The organism is Haloplanus sp. XH21, assembly GCF_023276355.1.
Lineage (GTDB): Archaea > Halobacteriota > Halobacteria > Halobacteriales > Haloferacaceae > Haloplanus > Haloplanus halobius.
Map to the genome: position 1 here is coordinate 1,835,381 of NZ_JALLPL010000001.1, position 16,959 is coordinate 1,852,339.

The window sequence follows — 16,959 nt, forward strand, 5'->3', positions numbered from 1 at the left end:
ATGAGTCCACGGAGCGACCCTGAGACGCCGGCTATCACGTGCCAGGGGGTTTCTCGCGAATACGTCCGCGGGGAAACGGGGTGGTTCGGGCGCGGGCGCGCACAGACGGTCACCGCGCTCAACAACGTCTCCCTGCGGGTCGACTACGGCGAGTTCGTCGGGGTCGCCGGGCCGTCCGGCAGCGGAAAGTCGACGCTCCTCCACCTCCTGTCGGCGCTCGACACGCCCACGTCCGGCCGCGTCACGCTCGCCGGCGTCGATCCGGCCGAGCGTTCGCGAAGCGCTCGGGCCCGTCTCCGACTCGATCACGTTGGGATCGTGTTCCAGCGCTTCCATCTCCTGCCCGCCCTCTCCGCGCGAGCGAACGTCGCAGTGCCCCTGATAGAACAGGGCGTTCCACGGAAAGAGCGCCGCGAACGCGCAGAGCGGCTGCTCGCGGACCTCGACCTGCAGGATCGGGCGCACCACAAACCCGGTGCGCTGAGCGGCGGCGAACAGCAACGGGTCGCGATCGCGCGCGCTCTCGCGACCGATCCGGATGTCCTCGTCGCGGACGAGCCGACGGGCGAACTGGACACCACGACCGGCGCGAGCGTCCTCGATGCGTTCGAACGGGTCGCGTCCGATCGGGCCGTCGTCCTCGCTTCGCATGACACACAGGCGCTCGACCGAACCGACCGCGTGATCCGACTCCGGGACGGAAAGCGGATCGAGGATACGACGTAGATGTCGGGACGCCTCCGCGCCGGCTGTCGCCGGGTGTGGCAGCTCTCGGGATTCGCCGTACGGCGGGTAGTCGGCCAACTCGGCGGTCCCGGTTCCCGCCGTCTCGCGCTCACGCTCCTCGGAGTCGCTATCGCCATCATGTTGATGACGACGGTGACGGGCGTCGCTCTGGGACTGTCCTCACAGACGGCCGTCCAGGCCGACGGCGTGGATTACTGGATCGTTCCGGAGGGCGGCGACCTGAGTACGATCGCCGTCTCGACCGACGGTCCGCGGCTGGGCTCGACACACCAGCTCACCCAGCAACTCCAAGGGGACCGTCGGGTCGACTACGCGACGCCGGTACTGTTACAGATCGTCTCCGTGCGTAACCTGGACACCGACAGGGAGACGTACGTGCTGCTTGTCGGCGTCGTCGTCCCCACTGACTCGCGCCCGCGGATCGCCAACCTGCCTACACAGCCACTCACCGCGGGGGATCCCTACTACGCCGACGGCGAGTACGACGGGGAGTGGACCGGCGAACTCGTCGCCAGCCAGGCGACGGCGACGGCGCTCGACGGCGACGCCGGCGACCGTCTCGCCCTGTCGCAGGCGTCTGCCGATCAGCGGTTCCGGGTGAGCGCCGTCGCGGACGCGGATCTGACGACGGGTATCGGCGCGACGCCAGTCGCGATCGTCCACCTCAGCGAACTCCAGGCGGTGACCGGCGCCCAGGAGGGCGACATCGCCGATCAGATCCTCGTCAGCACCGACGACCGGAGCGTCCGTTCGGATCTCGAAACGCTGTACCCGCGGACGAGCGTCGTGGCCCGATCGGGGATCACCGCCGGCGACGCCTCGACGACCAGCCTCCCCATCGCGATGGGCATCGCGGCGTTCGTCGTCGCGTTCGCGGTGGGCGTGCTGTTCACCGCGACGATGATGGGACTCGAAGTGTCCCGAGACCGCGAGACGCTGGCCGTGCTGTCGGCGATCGGCTACTCTGACCGGTCGCTGATGCTCCTCGTCGCGGTCGAAACCGTCACGCTCTGTCTGCTCGGTGGCGCCGTCGGCGTCGGCCTCGGCGTTGGAGGGATCTACGCGACGAACGCGCTGCTTTCCACCGTCGCCGGTCTCCCCGCCGTGGCGCTGTTTCGGCCGCTCCTCCTCGGGTACGGACTTTTGACCGCGGCGCTGATCGGCGTAGTATCGGTGCCGTATCCGATCTGGCTGCTCCGCCGGGTGTCGCCGACGGGAGGGTTGCGTGCGTGATCGTGCTCACGCGCCTCCGAGCAGTCGTGGGCATCGCCGCGGCCCAGCTCACCCACGCGCGGATGCGAACGACTCTCTCGGTGATCGGCGTCGCGATCGCCGTGCTGGCGGCCACGCTGCTGGCAGCCACCGGCCTCGGCGTCGTCCAGACGGGTCAGGAGAAGTTCGATTCGGCCGATCGGGACCTCTGGATCACCGGCGGTCCGGTCGAGTTCGCGCCAGGAACGGTCGGCGGCGTCCAGAATTCGATCCGCGATTCACACCGCGTCGCCGACGAACTCCGGGGCCGAGAGGACGTCGCGACGGTCGGGACGCTCCTCTTTCAAACCGTCTACGCCAGTCCGAACGGGAGCGAATACCGCACGATCGCCGCGCTCGGCGTCCCGCGAAGCAGCGGCCTGAGCGTCACTAGCGGGCGTGGCTTCCCGGGCGACCCACACTACGCGGACGGCAACTACACGGGGCCGATGACTCACGAAGTGTTGATTGACCGCCGGACCGCCTCGCTGTTCGATATCGGCGTCGGTGACTCGCTGCACGTCGGGGGGACGATCACCGCCGCCGACCGACACCGCTTCGTCGTCGTCGGCATCTCCCCGACCGGATCGCAGTTCCTGGGCGTGCCGACGGTCTCGATGCCGCTCAGCGAGTTACAGGAGATCACGGGCAAGACGAGCAGCGATCCGGCGACGCTCATCACGATCACGACGACGGAGTCGGCGTCAGTGACGGCCGTCCAGCACGATCTCGAGCGAACCTATCCGCAGTACACCGTCCGGACGAATCGGGAACAGCTCCGGGCGACGGTCGAACGGCAGGCCGTCGTGCTGGCGGGCGGGACGAGCCTCGTCGCGCTCGCGATCCTCGCCGGAATCGCGCTCACGCTCAACGCGCTCCTGTCGATGTTGATCCAGCAGGCCCGCGTCTACGCGGCCCTGAAATCGCTCGGCACGTCGACGACGACGCTCACGCTGACCGCACTCGTCCAGACGCTGTGCATCGGACTCCTCGGCGGTGGGCTGGGACTGGCCTGTGCCCTCCCGCTGGCCACGGGTTTGAACCACATCATCGGCACGCTCGTCGGCTTCGAGAACGTCGTTCGGCTGACGCCACAGATCCTCCTGGTCGGTGGAGGGATCGCACTGGCGATGAGCTTGCTGAGCGGCGCGCTGGCTGGCGTCTATCTCTGGCGCATGCAGCCACTCGAACTGCTGCGGTCGTGATGTCGGGCGGAAAAAGACGGGCGTCTACGGTTAGTCGCGCCGCCGGAGGAGGAGGCCGGTCGTCACCAGCGCAACGAGCGCGACGATGGGACCGAATCCGGGGAGTAGTCCCTCGGTCGTTTCGGCCGGCGTCGCCGTTCCGGTCGCGGTCTGCGTTCCGGGACCGGTCGGGGTTGCCGTATCAGTCGGCGTCGCGGTTCCGCCGCTCGGCGTCGTCGTACCGACCGGCGTTCCGGTCATCTGTGCCTGCTGGGTCGAGATGGCGAACAGCGAGAAGCTGTCGACCGAGACCTCGATGACGACATCCTCGTCTGTCGTCGACTGAACGGTGGTCGTGACCGAATCCCACGCACCAGCAGCCGGATCGTACTTGTACACCTGGATATCGGCGGGGTCAACGTCGCGGTCGACCGTCACCTCGAACGATCCGGGCGAGCCACGAACCGACTCGGGCACAGTGATATCGAGACCAGTAACGGAGGTTCCGGGCACCTGAGCGACATCGGCCGGGAACGTCTGCAGTTCGCTCACCGTTGCCTCGTCCGTCGTGGTGCCCTCGACAGTGATCGAGATGCGCTGGACGGCCTGGGCGTTACTGATAGCGGGATTGAAGTTCGTGGAGATAGCCGCGAAGCCGGCACCGCCGCCTCCGCCGCCTCCGCCACCACCGCCCCCGCCACCACCGCCGGTATCGCCGTCACCGCCGTCGCCGTCAGTCGTCCGTTCACCGAGGGCGAACAGGGAGAATCCTGGCGTTTCGAACTCGACGGTGATGGTGGAGTCAGTCTCGTCTTCGAGAGACGTGGAGAGCCTTTCCCAGCTCTCGGTCTCCTCGTTGTACCGAAGCATCTGGACGTTGCCCGGCGCGATACCGTTCAGCGCGCTCTTTTGGACCGTCGTGGTGACGGTCGCGTTCTCACCGGGATCAGGCTGTTCACTGGTGATGTCGAAATACCAGGACGATTGCCGACCCGGCGGATCGGGCACGCGACCGGGTTTGCGATCCAGCTCCTTGATCGACGCGCGACCGCTCTTCTGATTGTTGGGTCCGTAGTTGATCGTGATCTCCGTCACGACGCCGTTAGACGGCGGCGTGATAGTCACCTGATTGCCGGAGAAATCGACGGTCTCGCTCGCGACCGGTTCCTGAACCGATATCGTTCCAGTGGCCGTACTGACGGCCGACTCGTTGCTCTCGAGCGTCCCGATGTAGACGTAGCGGTAGGTTCCCTCGGACCAGTTGCCGAGCGTTTCGACCGTCACCTCCTGCTGTGGCGGGTCACTCGCCTGCCCTTCGACGGACGCGTAGAGCGTCGTGTCGCCCGTCGAGTCGGTGTTGGGCGGGTTCGCGCCGATGTCCTCAGCGGCGAAATCGATGACGTTCGCCAGGTCCACGGAGCGGGCGACGCGCCCGTCAGTGAGGTCGATACCGTTCACGCTGATCCCATCCTCGACATCGGCTACCCCCACCGTGTCGTCGATCGAATGTTCCAGCGTACTGTCCTCGCTGAGGTTCAGATCACGGTTGATCTCGCCGTCTTGGACCGTCATCACGAACTCCGTCTGACCGATATCGGTGAACGTGTCCTCGTTGTACACGGCGACGACGTGTGTCACGTCGTTCTGATCGAAGTGCTCGCTCGTGTCGACATCGAACGTGATGTCCTCACCCGGTGCCACGGTGGCCGGCCGATCGACGCTCGCCGGGCCCCGCTGGGCCGTGAGCTGGTCCATGCCGACGACCGTCACCTGGCTGTCGGTCGAGATGTCGCCGTTCGAGTCGACCGAGAACCCCTGTCCACCGCCGGTGGCGGCGACGAAGAGGACGTAGTGACCGGGCGTGTCCGGCGTGAACGTGAACGTCGTCGCGCCGTCGCTGCCGAGGCCACGCGAGGCGACGACTTCCTCGAAGGTGGCGTTCTCGTTCGCGTTGTCCATCGACACCAGATCCATCGCGCTCGAGAAGTCGTTCGGAACGTCTCCGCTCCCGCTTCCCGTGACACGCGCGGCGATGAGTTCGACCTCAGCGCCGTCCAGCGCGTTCGAGTTGGTGAGACCCTGGTCGAACTCGACGGTCACCTGTTCGCCGGCGTTCACGACGCCGACGGGATCCTTGTTGAGACTCGTCTCCTCGGTACCGAGCGCACCCCTGAACTCGGCGTTCGGCACTTCGGTCGCTGCGCCCTCGAAGTCGGTACGGAGCGTCAGCGCCGAGCGTTCCCATACATCGACACTACTACTGGCTTCGAACGTCTGGTCATCGGGAATACTACTCGGTGGATTCCCGCTAACCGGAACCGCGGCGACGCTGACCACCATCAACGCCGCCAGGATGATCGCTAACCCCCTTGTCTGAATAGACATGTGTACTTGACTTACTCCCAGGATTATAGTGGTTATCACTGGTTGACACAGAATCCTCATGATCGAACATGTACGAGTGCCCATCTCGTGGCCTGCCCTCCCGCCCCCGTTCCGATGCTACTAATGAGGCCGTCGTCGTAGGGATCCGTGTATGGCGACGCCTCGACGCCTGCGGTTCGTCTACGCGCAGACGGGGCTGATGGTCGCCAGCGTCCTCGTTCTCGTCCTGTTGGGCGCCTTCTCGCTCGAACTGTTTTTCGTACTCTCGCTCATCAGCGCCCTCGTCGTGACGGAGTTGACCGCGCCGTTCTCGACGACGCCCGCGTGGCGACGCCGTCTCAGGTGGGTTCTCCTGCTCGGCTTGCTCGGGTTCGGTTACATCGTCGCCCGCCGCATCGCCACGATTCTCGCGAATTCCTGACACTGCCGACGACACGACGAGCGGCGCCTGATGGACCGGTGGGGTTTAACCGATCCAGTCGAATCTGCAGACAAGCAATGGATCGGACGCGAGCGTGGCGGATTCTCGTACCGGGGAGCGTACGACGGCTCCCCCAGGATCTCCAACTAGTCGCTGGATACCTCGTCATCGCGACGGCCGTCGTCGCACTCCCAGTCGTCCGGACGACGCTGCTCCGCCCCGCACTCGCGTTACCGCTCGTGTTGTTCGTGCCGGGATATCTGTTCGTCGCGGCCCTCTTTCCGGAGGTCGGAACGGCACCCGACGATACCGGCGACGACGCGGCAGAACGCGGGATCGACGGGATCGAACGCGTGGCGCTCGCCTTCGGGACGAGCATCGCCATCGTGCCGCTGCTCGGGTTGATACTCAATTTCACGCCCTTCGGCATCCGGCTGGGACCGGTCATGGCGGCGCTGCTCCTGTTCTGTCTGGTAGCGCTTGCGGTCGCCGCGCGGCGACGCCAGTCCGTGCCGGCCGCCCAGCGCTTCACGGTCGACGTACGGGGAGCGATAGCGGCCGGTTGGACCGACCTGACGACCGCCGAGTCGCGCAGGGACGGCGCGCTCAACGTCCTGCTCGTCTGCAGCGTCCTGCTGGCGGCCGGGAGCGTCGGCTACGCGGTCGCCGTCCCGAAACAGGGGGAAGCGTTCAGCGAACTCTACCTGCTCACCGAGAGCGAGGGCGGCGAACTCGTGGCCGACGACTACCCGACAGACCTCACGCGAGGCCAACCGGCGTCGCTGGTCGTCGGCATCGGTAACCACGAACACGAGGCGACGGAGTACACCGTCGTGGTAGCTCTTCAGCGGGCGCTCGTCGTGAACGAAACCGGCTCGAACGAGACGACGGTGCAGGTCCAGGAGCAACGGGAGCTCCGCCGGTTCGACGCCCGGGTGGCCGACAACGAGACCTGGCACCGGCAGCATACGATCGAACCGCCGATGACGGGCGAGCGGCTCCGCCTCGTCTATCTGCTCTACCGTGGTCCACCGCCAGCGGCGCCGTCGACGGAGAACGCCTACCGCGAAGTGCATCTGTGGGTAAACGTCTCCAGTCCGGACGCCCAGCGACTCGGCCCGGTTCACGGTACAGCGAGCGACACAGCAGTCTTCCACGGTCGATAACCCCAGATGCTCCCGCTGGGTCACGCCGCCGTCGCGTATCTCTCGTATGTCAGCGTCGCCGCGGCGACCAGACGACACCCGTCCCGGCTCTCCCTCGTCCCCCTGCTGGTCGCCAGTCAGCTACCGGACCTCGTCGATAAGCCGCTGGTGTTCCTCCGGGTACTCCCCAGCGGGCGGTCGCTCGGGCATTCGGTGTTCGTGCTGTGTCTGTGGCTGCTCCTGCTCGTACTGGTGCGACGGCGCGTCGCCACGGATCCCGCATCGACATCGTTCCTTCATCGGCTCGTCGCGTACAGTCCCGTCGCGTTCGCGGTCGGCTACGCGTCACACCTGCTCGCCGACTCTTACGTCGCGCTTCTCGACGGTCGCTGGCACGCCGCGTCGTACTTGCTGTACCCGCTGCTTCCGGCGCCGGTGTATCCGGCGGACGACATCTCGCCGCTAGTGCGATTGGCGCGGATCTATGCGACCCCCTGGCACCACGACCAGTTCTGGCTGGTCGTACTCGCGGGCGGAACGGTCGCGCTCCACTGGCTGTGGCTGTATCGTGAGTGATCGACGGCCCGGAGCCTACTCGTTGACGAGCAGCAGTTTCCCGACGAAGTCGCCGCGCTCGGCGTGCCGGTGGGCGTCCGCCACCTCGTCGAACGCGTACCGTGCGTCGATACGCGGGACGATCACGCCCTTGTCGACGAGCGTCGCGATCGTCTCAAGTTCCGCGCCGATCCGTTCCTGGCCGGCACCGGCCAGCACCGGGTGAATGACGAGGACGACGCCGAGTTCTAACGAGGCAGCGTGCATCGGTGCGAGGTCCACGTCCCCGGCGTCGCTCGACTCGGTCGTGACGACTGCACCGTAGGGCCGGACCGCCTCGAACGACGTGTTGAGGTGGTCGTCGCCGATGGGGTCGAAGACGACATCGAAGCCGTGCCCGTCCGTGTGGTCGGCGACGTACGATTCGACAGCGGTCTGCGTGTAGTCGACCGTGTGATCGGCGCCGAGGTCCGCGGCGAGCGCACGCTTTGCCTCGCTCGAACCAGTCGCCGTTACGGTCGCCCCGAACCAGTCGGCCAGTTGGACGCCGATATGGCCGACGCCGCCCGTGGCGCCGTAGACCAGCACGTCGTCGCCGATGTCGACGGTGGTCTTGTCGGCGAGCATCTCCCACGCGGTCAGCGCGACGACGGGGAGCGCGGCGCTCTCCTCGAGCGAAAGCGAGTCGGGGGCGTGAGCGAACGTGCCCGCGTGGCCGACGACGTAGTCCGCGAGCGACCCCTGTCGGCCCACGCCGCCGGGCATTCCGTACACCTCGTCGCCCGCCTCGAACGCCTCGACATCCTCGCCGGTCGCGTCGACGACGCCGGCGACATCGCAGTGGAGCGTCGCCGGGAAATCGGGCGCGAAGTCGGGGATGTGCCCCTGGCGAACTTTGTAATCGACCGGGTTGACGCTGGAGGCAACGACCTCGACCCGAATTTCGTTCGGGGCGGGATCGGGGACCGCCGTCGTGGTCCGCTCGAACACGTCCGGACCGCCAAATTCCTCGATCGTGTAGGCATCCATCTCGGAAGGCATCTCGGATCGGAGTTGGGGACTCGGACGGATGTACTCGGTGTTTCCGGGTCATGTCCATCACGCTGTCTCGGCACGTCTGGGTGTGAGAATGGTCCGCTCCGACGAGAAGGATTCACCACGAGCCGTCGATAGCGCACCGGTAGGCGTCTTCGGCCTGGTCGGCGACGGCGTCCCAGTCGTATCTCTCGGCGCGCTCACAGGGGCTTTCAACGGGTCGCGCACCGTCGAGAACGCGTTCGAGCGCGTCGCCGAGACGGTCCGCGGTAGGGGTGACCAGAAAGCCGGCGTCGCCGATGACCTCGTTCGCGGCGGAGTCGGGATGGGAGGCCGCGATGACGGTACAGTCGGCGGCCATGGCCTCCGCGAACGTGAGGCCGAATCCCTCGCGTGTCGATGGCGAGACGAAAACATCGGTCGCGCGCATATGCCCGAGGACGGCCTCGTAGTCGTCGAGAAATCCCAGGAAGTCGACGCGGTCGGCGTGGGTCAGGGCGTCGCGCTGGATTTCGAGGCGGGCTTTCTCCGGGCCGTCGCCGATGATGCCGAGAGTGGCATCGTGGTCCGTGGCGACCGCGTCGAAGGCCTCCAGCAGGAGGTCGACGTTCTTGTGTTCGACGAGTCGGCCGGCGAACAGGACATCGTACCCCCGTTCAGGACGCGGGGCGGTCCGGATCTGCTCGGTGTCGATCCCGTTCGGGACGATTTCGATATCGGCGCGGTCGGGACCGATAGTTGCGAGGCGGTCGGCGGTGACACCGGAGATGGCGATGGGATGCTGGGGCGTGCGGGCGGTGAGTCGTTCGGTGCATTTGCCGAAGGGAGCGAGCGCACCGAGATACTCCCCCCAGTAGTCGCCCCAGACCTCGTGCCAGGTGGTGACCAACGGAGTGTCGGTACGGTGGCTGGCGAGTTTCGCAGCGAAGACCGGAAAGTACGGGAAGACGCTGGCGACGACGACATCGTGGTCGTCGCGCCGGAGATATCGACGGAGCGTCGGCAGCGCGCGAACCGCGAAATCGAGCGCCTCCGTGATGGACCGACGCTCTCCAGCGTAGAGTTCCGTCTCGGGGGCGACCGCTCGGAGCGTCATCCCCTCGTGACGCATCTCTTTCGGGCCGTCCCAGAAATGGCGTCCGTAGACCGTAACGTCGTGGCCGTCGGCCGCGAGACGACGACCGATCTCGTGGATGCGCTTCTCGGCACCGCCGGTGACGAACGGATAGACGACGTTGCTCACGAACGCGACCCGCATCACTGTAGCCGAGACGTGGCCCCGCCAATACGGTTTCGGTGGCGCGAGGGGGTGAGTGATGCGAGTCCGTCGGCTTCGATGCCTGATCGGAGCGGCGGCCGTCCTCACGGGCTGTTGCGGCCGCCCCCCGGAACCGTCCCGAACATCTCGACGCGGAGACAACGGTCGAGCGCGATGGGGATCCACGCCTCCTTGGCGGTATCCACCCAGCGACCACCGGCCCGACTGGTTCCGGTTCCGTCTGTGGCCACCCGCGTCGTATGACGGCCGGATCAACCATCGCGTGCGCGTCGAACCACCCGGTCAGTGGGAGGGTTTACCCCCGACGAGACGATATTCGAGGATCCGTCCGCCGGACTACGGTCGAACTCCGAAACATCGCCACCCAGGGCCCGATCATCGTTCCCGTCGTGTTCGCTGCCGGGGTAGACTCACTCCCTGACCGCCTGCACTGTTCGTTTACGATCCAGGCCTCCCGTTCCGGGACCCTCGGCCGCACCGTTCGCGTCGCGGTGCAAGACTCGCTTCCGCTCACAGAGGGGTAGATATCGACGCCATCAGTGAACCACGCCCTCACTGAACGTCGGTGGCTTCTCAACACAAAAACGACACTATCGCTCGGACGTCGCTATCTGACACTCTGTTATAAGTTATTGAACGCTTTCGAAAAACTTCATAGTATTACAGTGCTGAGCGAGCGTGATGCCGGATGTCGTGTGTCAATCGTGTGGAAATCGGCAAACGATCCCGATATTCGAGATCGAGCCCGAATGTGAGCACTGTGGTGGGACCGAGTTCTCCCCTGCGGACACCTCCGAATTCGACGAGGAGTGAATCTCCGTGACTGGAAAATTGGGATAGGGTTGCGAACGCCCGGGCGTCAGTGACAGGCACCGAGCGCGGTGCGCCCGCACGAACGCTCGGAATACGTGTTACGCGCAGAACATTTCGAGGCGTTTAACCGCGCAGTTCTCGAAACCGGGGCATGACCCCAGTTGGGACCGTCTGGGACGAACTCTTCGGACAGGTCGGAGACCCCCTCCGGGCAGTGACGCAGTTTCGGAACGCTAAGTTCGAAACGCGGATGCGCGACGACGTCCGCGCGCAGTACACGCGGGCAGAGGATCGGACGCTCGTCGACCGGATCATCATCGACCGACTCCTCTCGAAACCGCTCGAAGAGGAGTTCAAATGCGGGGCGCTCACCGGCTCGGTTCACATTTTCGAGGACGCCCAAGTGCTGGTGCAAGCCCATCCGAAACGGCCGAAGACGGGGTATCTGGTCTCGATCGATCGGACCGAAAACGTGCGACTGGGCGATCTGGAGTGCTGTTTCGAGTATCTGCGGACCGAAGCGTTCGGGGGCGAGTAGCGGGGTGGGGGTTGCTGGGTTCTCACTGTTGTGACAGGAGTGAGCACTGTCGATACGGTGAGCGAGGTCCCCTCGGGATGTGACGACGGCGAAATTCCGGCGGAGACGATCAACGAAACCGAAACCGCGGTTGCCCGACTCATCGGTGTGAGCATATCGTGAGTAGAACGGGATTGTGGCAGCTGAATTTCTCGTCGGTCACACCAGCTCTTCAATCGTATCGAGGACCGGCGGGTGTGGTAGTAACTCGGTTCTGTCGAAGGCCTCAGTAGGTGATTGAGCCACTCATCGCTCAGTATAGGGGAACTATCGACCGCGAGCGAACGGAGTGAGCGAGCGGGCCAAGGAGGCCCCGAAGGGGCCGACGCAGGCTTTTGATCGAGCTTTTGCCAGCGAGGAGCCGAAGGCTCCGAGCGCAGCAAAAGGTCGGTGGGGCACTCCTACTGAGCGGGTGTTTCAATCCGAATCGTGTCTGAAAAAGAGAACTTCAACAGAGACAGATACAGTGGGTTCCGAACAATGACGAACCGCCCCCATAGGGGATTTTCTGAGGTAATAACACGGGAAGAGTAACGGCAACTGGATGGGTTCGAGTTGCCCGACGCCATCCCCGATTTCCGGTTCCTTTTCTGAAACCGCACGACTGCGGAGCACCGTGTCCGCCACGGAATCAAATGTTCCCGGCAAAGCAGGGTGGTGAGACCTACTCAAATGTCTCCAGCAGAGGCTACCTTGAGAGAAATATTCGAGTCAGAGCACCGCTAACGAGCGTTTACGGTCATTAACGAGGCGAAGCCGAAGTTAAGCCGGTGGAGGGGATTGTGAACCACGGTCGTTCCGCTTCGCTTCACTCCCTGGCTCAAATCCCCCCGTGGCCTTCGCTGCTCACGTCGTTCGAGCAGAAGAGCCGGTGGAGGGATTTGAACCCTCGGCCTATTCCTTACGAAGGAATCGCTCTGCCAGCTGAGCTACACCGGCGCGCACTCATCCGTACTGCAATGATTCAAATAAGGGTTCCGAAACGCCCCGCCGTCACCGGGACAGACGCACGTCCAGACAGACGTTGAGTTCGTGGGGCGCATAGGATCGAACGACGTGTCGCGCCTCGATTTCGACATCGTAGTCGGTCGCCGCCGCCCGAATCGCCTGCTCGCCGGGGCCGAAGGGGTCGTCCTCGTGCTGGATGTCGTAGTAGTGGAGCACGCAGTCGTCGCCGGCGAGGGTGACGGCGCTGTCGAGGAACGCGTCGGCGCTGTGGGGGAGGTTCATCACGATCCGATCGGCCGAATCGGCGTAGTCGGCTGCGACCTCGCGCACGTCGCCCTGGATCGCCGTCACGCGGTCGGCGACGCCGTTGCGGCGGGCGTTGGCGCGGAGGTAGTCGATGGCGGCGGGGTTGAGGTCGACACCGACGACGGTCGCCTCGCGGTCGGCCATCGGAATGACGAAGGGGCCGACGCCGGCGAACATATCGACCGCGTGCTCGCCCGCCGCGACCTGTTCGGTGACGCGGTGGCGTTCGGTTGCGAGTCGGGGTGAGAAGTACACCCGCGAGAGGTCGAGCAGATACTCGTAGCCGTACTCGCGGTGGACGGTTTCGGTGATGGGGCGGTCCCGGTCGTCACCGGTCGTCGCGAGGACGGTCCAGTCGCGGATCCGGAGCTCGCCTTTCACCTTCGAGGCGCGGTTGAGCACCGCGCGCACGGGCAGGTCGGAGTCGATGATGGCGTCGGCGATGGTGGCCGCGCGGTCGGGGTCGTCCTCGTCGACGATGGCCACGTCACCGAGGCGTTCGTAGGAGGGATCGAAGCCGAGGATGTCGGCGGGCGTGCGCTGGCCGTCGTGAGCCGGAACGTCGCGATAGACGACCTCGTACTCGGCGGCGACCGCGTCGGGATCGGTCACGGGGAGATAGAGCGTGCCCTCGTCGACGACGATTTCGTGCTCCTCGTCGATGAGGGCGGCGGCGGCGAGAGCCTGGCGGGTCTCCTCGCCGGCCTCCCGCGGGACGCGAACGCACGGCCGTTCCATACGGACGCGACGCCACCCGCGGGAGTAAGCGTGACGCTTCGACGCCGGGCGACTACGGCCGAGGGTCGTCGACCGTCGGGGGTCGTGGGTCGGCATCGTCGGGAGCGTCCTCCGCCCGGGCCACGGCGCGGCGGACCGCGTCGACGACATCGGCGGAACCGACGACCGTCCCGCGCGTCCGGAGGGCGGCGTGGACGCGCTCGCCAGCCGCACCGGCCGTGTTTCGCTCCGCGAGCGGACGGCCGTCGACGACGACGGTCGGCGTCGCCGCGTCGGCGACGGCGGTGAGAGTCGGGAGGTTCCCGGTCGCCAGCGGCACGTCAGCGACGACGACGGCGTCGGCGCGGCGGATCCGCTCGGCGACGGCGTCTGCTGTCTCGGCATCGACCGGCGCGTAGGGCGGGACGGTCACCAGGTCACCGTCGAGCGCGCGGGCCGTCTCGGCGTCGGGATCAGCAGTGCCGACGGCGCCGACCGAGAGGTCGAACCCGGCGGCGGCGAGGCGGTGGAGCAGGGGCGTGGCGCTGCCGCCGCCACCGACGACGTGGACGCGCCCCGAGGCGTCGCCATCGCCGGTGAACGCGGTCACGGACGCCGATCCGGTGACGGGGTGGCGAGCGACCGTCGCGTTCGTATCGAAGGCCGCTTCGACCGCCGTGTCGGTGAGGACCGCGTCGGGTGCCCCGGCCGCTTGCACGCGCCCGTCGTAGAGGAGGCGGAGTTCGTCGCAGTAGCGCGCCGCGAGATCTAGGTCGTGGATGGCGGCGACGACGGTGCGACCCTCGTCGACTAGCTCCCGCACGAGTTCGAGCGTTCGCACCTGGTGGTTCACGTCGAGATCCGACGTCGGTTCGTCGAGCAGGAGGACGGGCGTGTCCTGGGCGAGGGCGCGAGCGAGGAACACGCGCTGGCGCTCGCCGCCGCTCACCTCGGTCACGGGGCGGTCGGCGAGGTGGGCGACCGACGCTCGCTCCATCGCGTCGTCGACGGCGCGGCGGTCGGCCGCCGTTCGACCCTCGAACCGGTCGACGTGTGGGGTTCGGCCCATTGCGACGATCCGCCGAACGTCGAACGCGAACGTCGACGCGGTCGACTGGGGGACGGTCGCCACGAGCCGACTCGTCGCCCGCGAATCGAGACGGTCGAGTCGCCGCCCGGACACCTGAACGGTTCCCGAATCGGGGGTGAGCACGCCGTTGACGACGCGGAGCAGCGTCGTCTTGCCCGCGCCGTTGGGCCCGACGAGGCCGACGAGTCGCCCCTCGTCGACGGTCGTCGACACGGATTCGAGGACATCGACGCCGCCGAACGCTACGGAGACAGCATCGATGTCGATCGCGGGATCAGTCACGGCGTCTGCACCTCCCGGTTGCGGAGGAGATAGAGGAAAAACGGAGCGCCGACCGCGGCGGTGACGATGCCGACCGGGAGTTCCGCGGCGCCGGCCCGGGCCACGGTGTCGGTGGCGACGAGAAAGGAGGCGCCCGCGAGCGCGCTGGTGGGGAGCAGGATGCGGTGGTCCGGCCCCACGAGCAAGCGCATGATGTGCGGGACGACCAGGCCGACGAAGCCGATGACGCCCGCGACGGCGACGGCAGCCGCGGTCAGGAGGCTCGCGACCGCCAGCAGGATGCATTTGGTGCGTTCGACCTCGATCCCCAGCGAGTGGGCGTCCTCCTCCCCGAGCAGCAACACGTTCAGATCGGGTGCGTACACGAGCATCGCGAGGAAGCCGGGGATGACGATGGCGGCGGCGGCGCCCGCTTCGAACCACGTGCTGTGGTGAAGATGTCCCATCAGCCAGTAGATCGCTTCCCGGATGTCGCGCCCGGCATGCACCAGAAGGAAGGAGACGGCGGCGCCGAGAAACGTCTGGACCGCGACGCCAGCTAAGAGAAGCGTCTCGACGGGCGTCCGCCCGCCCTCGCTCGCGAGCAGATAGACGCCGAACGCGGCGATCAGTGCCCCGAGAAAGGCGGCGACGGGGAGCGCCAGCGGGATCGGCACGGGCGCGACGATGGCCGCGACTGCGCCGGTCGCCGCGCCCGCCGAAACGCCGACAATCGACGGATCCGCCATCGGATTCCGAAAGAATCCCTGCATCACGGTCCCCGCCGAGGCGAGCGCGAAGCCGACGACGGCGCCGAGCGCGATGCGGGGCAGGCGAACCGAGAGGACGATCGTCCGGTGGCTCTCCGGCGCGACGGCAGCGCCGCCGAGCAGCGCCGAGAGGGCGATTTCCGCGACGCTGCGGACGCCGATAGCGACTGGGCCGACAGTGGCGCTGGCCAGCGTCACGGCGACGAGCGCGACGGCCAGGCCACTGACCCACGCGCCCGTCCGGGCGCCCACATGCATAGGTTCGAAGGCCTGCTTGCAGTAGGTAAATACTTGTTGCATACCGTCCGAAAATCCGGTAATGCGACTTGTCTCAGTACTCCTTGCGCTCGTGCTCGTCCTCGTCGGCAGCGTGGCCCCGGTCGCGGGAAGCACGCCGGCAGCGACCGGAACGACGCCGGCGACGACCGACGCGACGCGATCTGCCGACTGCTCGTTTCCCGTGACCCGCACCGACGCCACGGGCACGGCAGTCACGCTCTCCACACCGCCCGAGCGCATCGCCACCCTGAACCCGAGCGCGGCCCAGACGCTGTGGGAAATCGGCGCGCAGAACCGCGTCGTCGGCGTCTCCGAGTTCGCGCGCTATCTCGACGGCGCCGAGGATCGAACCGTCGTCAACACCGCGTCGGGCGGAATTCGGACCGAACGCCTGATCGCGCTCGACACCGACCTCGTGATCGCACCGGGGACGATATCGCCCGACACCGTCTCGACGCTCCGCGACCAGGGACTGACCGTCTTCGCCCTCGAAAGCCCCGCGACCATCGGCGGCGTCGCCGAGCAAACCACGCTCCTCGGCCGCCTCACCGGATCCTGTGCCGGGGCCGCCGAGACGAACGCCTGGATGCACGCGAACGTCGAGGCCGTCCGCGAGGCCGTCGCCGGCGAACCCCGTCCGACCGCGCTGTACGTCTTCTCCGACGGCTGGACCGTCGGCACCGAGACGTTCATCAGCGACGTGATGACCACCGCCGGGACGCGAAACGTCGTCGGCGACGCCGTCTCCGGGTACGCGCGGGTCAGCCCCGAGGTGGTCCGCGAGCGCGACCCCGACTGGATCGTGTACAACGATCGGGACGGGATCCCCGACACCGCGGCCTATCGAGAGACGACGGCAGTCCAGGAGAACCAGACCGTCGAAGTCGGCGTAAACTACCTCAATCAGCCGGCGCCACGGAGCATCGTCCGCGCGCTGCGCACCGTCGCGATGGCGGTCCATCCGGACGCCGTCGGCGAATCGAGTTACGTCCCGCGGTCGTCCGCCGAGCCACCGGTGGCCACGACCACCGGCGACACGCCGACCGCGACGGCGGGTGACGCCCCCGGCCTGGGCGTCGGCGTCGCCGTCGTCGGCCTGCTGTCGTTCGTCGTGGTCGCCCTCGACCGTCGGCGACGGTGACCACGCCGACGGCGCGCCGCCATCCAAAACCGTATTACGGCCGGCGCGCCGGGTA

14 protein-coding genes and 1 tRNA gene are annotated in these 16,959 nt (G+C 66.8%); 8 read left to right on the top strand and 7 right to left on the bottom strand.

The genetic code is table 11. From position 1 onward, the window contains the following. Genes MXB53_RS09595 through MXB53_RS09605 form a run of 3 tightly spaced genes read left to right on the top strand, consistent with a single transcriptional unit; the run spans position 1 to position 3,203 of the window. Positions 1-726, top strand: a complete 726-nt coding sequence (locus MXB53_RS09595; RefSeq protein WP_248897145.1) for an ABC transporter ATP-binding protein — start codon at positions 1-3, stop codon at positions 724-726. Continuing rightward, on the top strand, positions 727-1,980 hold the full coding sequence (locus MXB53_RS09600) for an ABC transporter permease (RefSeq protein ID WP_248897146.1): 1,254 nt from the start codon (positions 727-729) through the stop codon (positions 1,978-1,980). Further along, entirely contained in the window at positions 1,977-3,203 is a 1,227-nt protein-coding gene (locus MXB53_RS09605; protein WP_248897147.1) for an ABC transporter permease, read from the top strand. The genes MXB53_RS09600 and MXB53_RS09605 overlap by 4 nt, the downstream gene beginning before the upstream one ends. Positions 3,204-3,233: 30 nt before the next feature. Here the strand turns inward: MXB53_RS09605 and MXB53_RS09610 are convergent, their stop codons facing one another. Then, entirely contained in the window at positions 3,234-5,567 is a 2,334-nt protein-coding gene (locus MXB53_RS09610) for a PGF-pre-PGF domain-containing protein (protein ID WP_248897148.1), read from the bottom strand. A gap of 151 nt (positions 5,568-5,718) precedes the next feature. Here MXB53_RS09610 and MXB53_RS09615 point away from each other — a divergent pair, with 151 nt between their 5' ends. From MXB53_RS09615 to MXB53_RS09625, 3 genes are all read left to right on the top strand, one after another. After that, entirely contained in the window at positions 5,719-5,988 is a 270-nt protein-coding gene (locus MXB53_RS09615) for a DUF8044 family membrane protein (RefSeq protein WP_248897149.1), read from the top strand. 77 nt (positions 5,989-6,065) lie between these two features. Continuing rightward, positions 6,066-7,154, top strand: a complete 1,089-nt coding sequence (locus tag MXB53_RS09620; protein ID WP_248897150.1) for a DUF1616 domain-containing protein — start codon at positions 6,066-6,068, stop codon at positions 7,152-7,154. 6 nt (positions 7,155-7,160) lie between these two features. Beyond that, entirely contained in the window at positions 7,161-7,709 is a 549-nt protein-coding gene (locus MXB53_RS09625) for a metal-dependent hydrolase (protein ID WP_248897151.1), read from the top strand. Positions 7,710-7,724: 15 nt separating this feature from the next. On the opposite strand, the gene MXB53_RS09630 is transcribed toward MXB53_RS09625, so the two are convergent. Both MXB53_RS09630 and MXB53_RS09635 read right to left on the bottom strand, forming a co-directional pair. Then, positions 7,725-8,729, bottom strand: a complete 1,005-nt coding sequence (locus tag MXB53_RS09630) for a zinc-binding dehydrogenase (protein ID WP_345779701.1) — start codon at positions 8,727-8,729, stop codon at positions 7,725-7,727. 112 nt (positions 8,730-8,841) lie between these two features. Then, the gene (locus MXB53_RS09635; protein ID WP_248897153.1) at positions 8,842-9,981 is read right to left on the bottom strand and encodes a glycosyltransferase family 4 protein; all 1,140 of its coding nucleotides are present in this window, start codon (positions 9,979-9,981) and stop codon (positions 8,842-8,844) included. A gap of 985 nt (positions 9,982-10,966) precedes the next feature. Between MXB53_RS09635 and MXB53_RS09640 the strand changes: the two genes are divergently transcribed. After that, the gene (locus tag MXB53_RS09640) at positions 10,967-11,353 is read left to right on the top strand and encodes a DUF7522 family protein (protein ID WP_248897154.1); all 387 of its coding nucleotides are present in this window, start codon (positions 10,967-10,969) and stop codon (positions 11,351-11,353) included. Between the two features lie 905 nt (positions 11,354-12,258). Here the strand turns inward: MXB53_RS09640 and MXB53_RS09645 are convergent. The 4 genes from MXB53_RS09645 to btuC form a co-directional block, all read right to left on the bottom strand. Continuing rightward, positions 12,259-12,331, bottom strand: a tRNA-Thr gene (locus MXB53_RS09645). A gap of 54 nt (positions 12,332-12,385) precedes the next feature. Further along, complete coding sequence (locus MXB53_RS09650) at positions 12,386-13,384, bottom strand: class I SAM-dependent methyltransferase (RefSeq protein ID WP_248897155.1); 999 nt, start codon at positions 13,382-13,384, stop codon at positions 12,386-12,388. Positions 13,385-13,436: 52 nt separating this feature from the next. Next, positions 13,437-14,735: an ATP-binding cassette domain-containing protein gene (locus MXB53_RS09655; RefSeq protein ID WP_248897156.1), complete on the bottom strand. Its 1,299-nt coding sequence runs from the start codon at positions 14,733-14,735 to the stop codon at positions 13,437-13,439. Then, positions 14,732-15,742 (bottom strand): vitamin B12 ABC transporter permease BtuC, encoded by a 1,011-nt coding sequence (gene btuC, locus MXB53_RS09660; protein ID WP_248898096.1) that lies wholly within the window; start codon positions 15,740-15,742, stop codon positions 14,732-14,734. The genes MXB53_RS09655 and btuC overlap by 4 nt, the downstream gene beginning before the upstream one ends. Before the next feature lie 61 nt (positions 15,743-15,803). On the opposite strand from btuC, the gene MXB53_RS09665 reads away from it, so the two are divergent. Beyond that, positions 15,804-16,904 (top strand): PGF-CTERM-anchored ABC transporter substrate-binding protein, encoded by a 1,101-nt coding sequence (locus MXB53_RS09665; RefSeq protein ID WP_248897157.1) that lies wholly within the window; start codon positions 15,804-15,806, stop codon positions 16,902-16,904. The last annotated feature ends 55 nt before the right edge of the window (positions 16,905-16,959 follow it).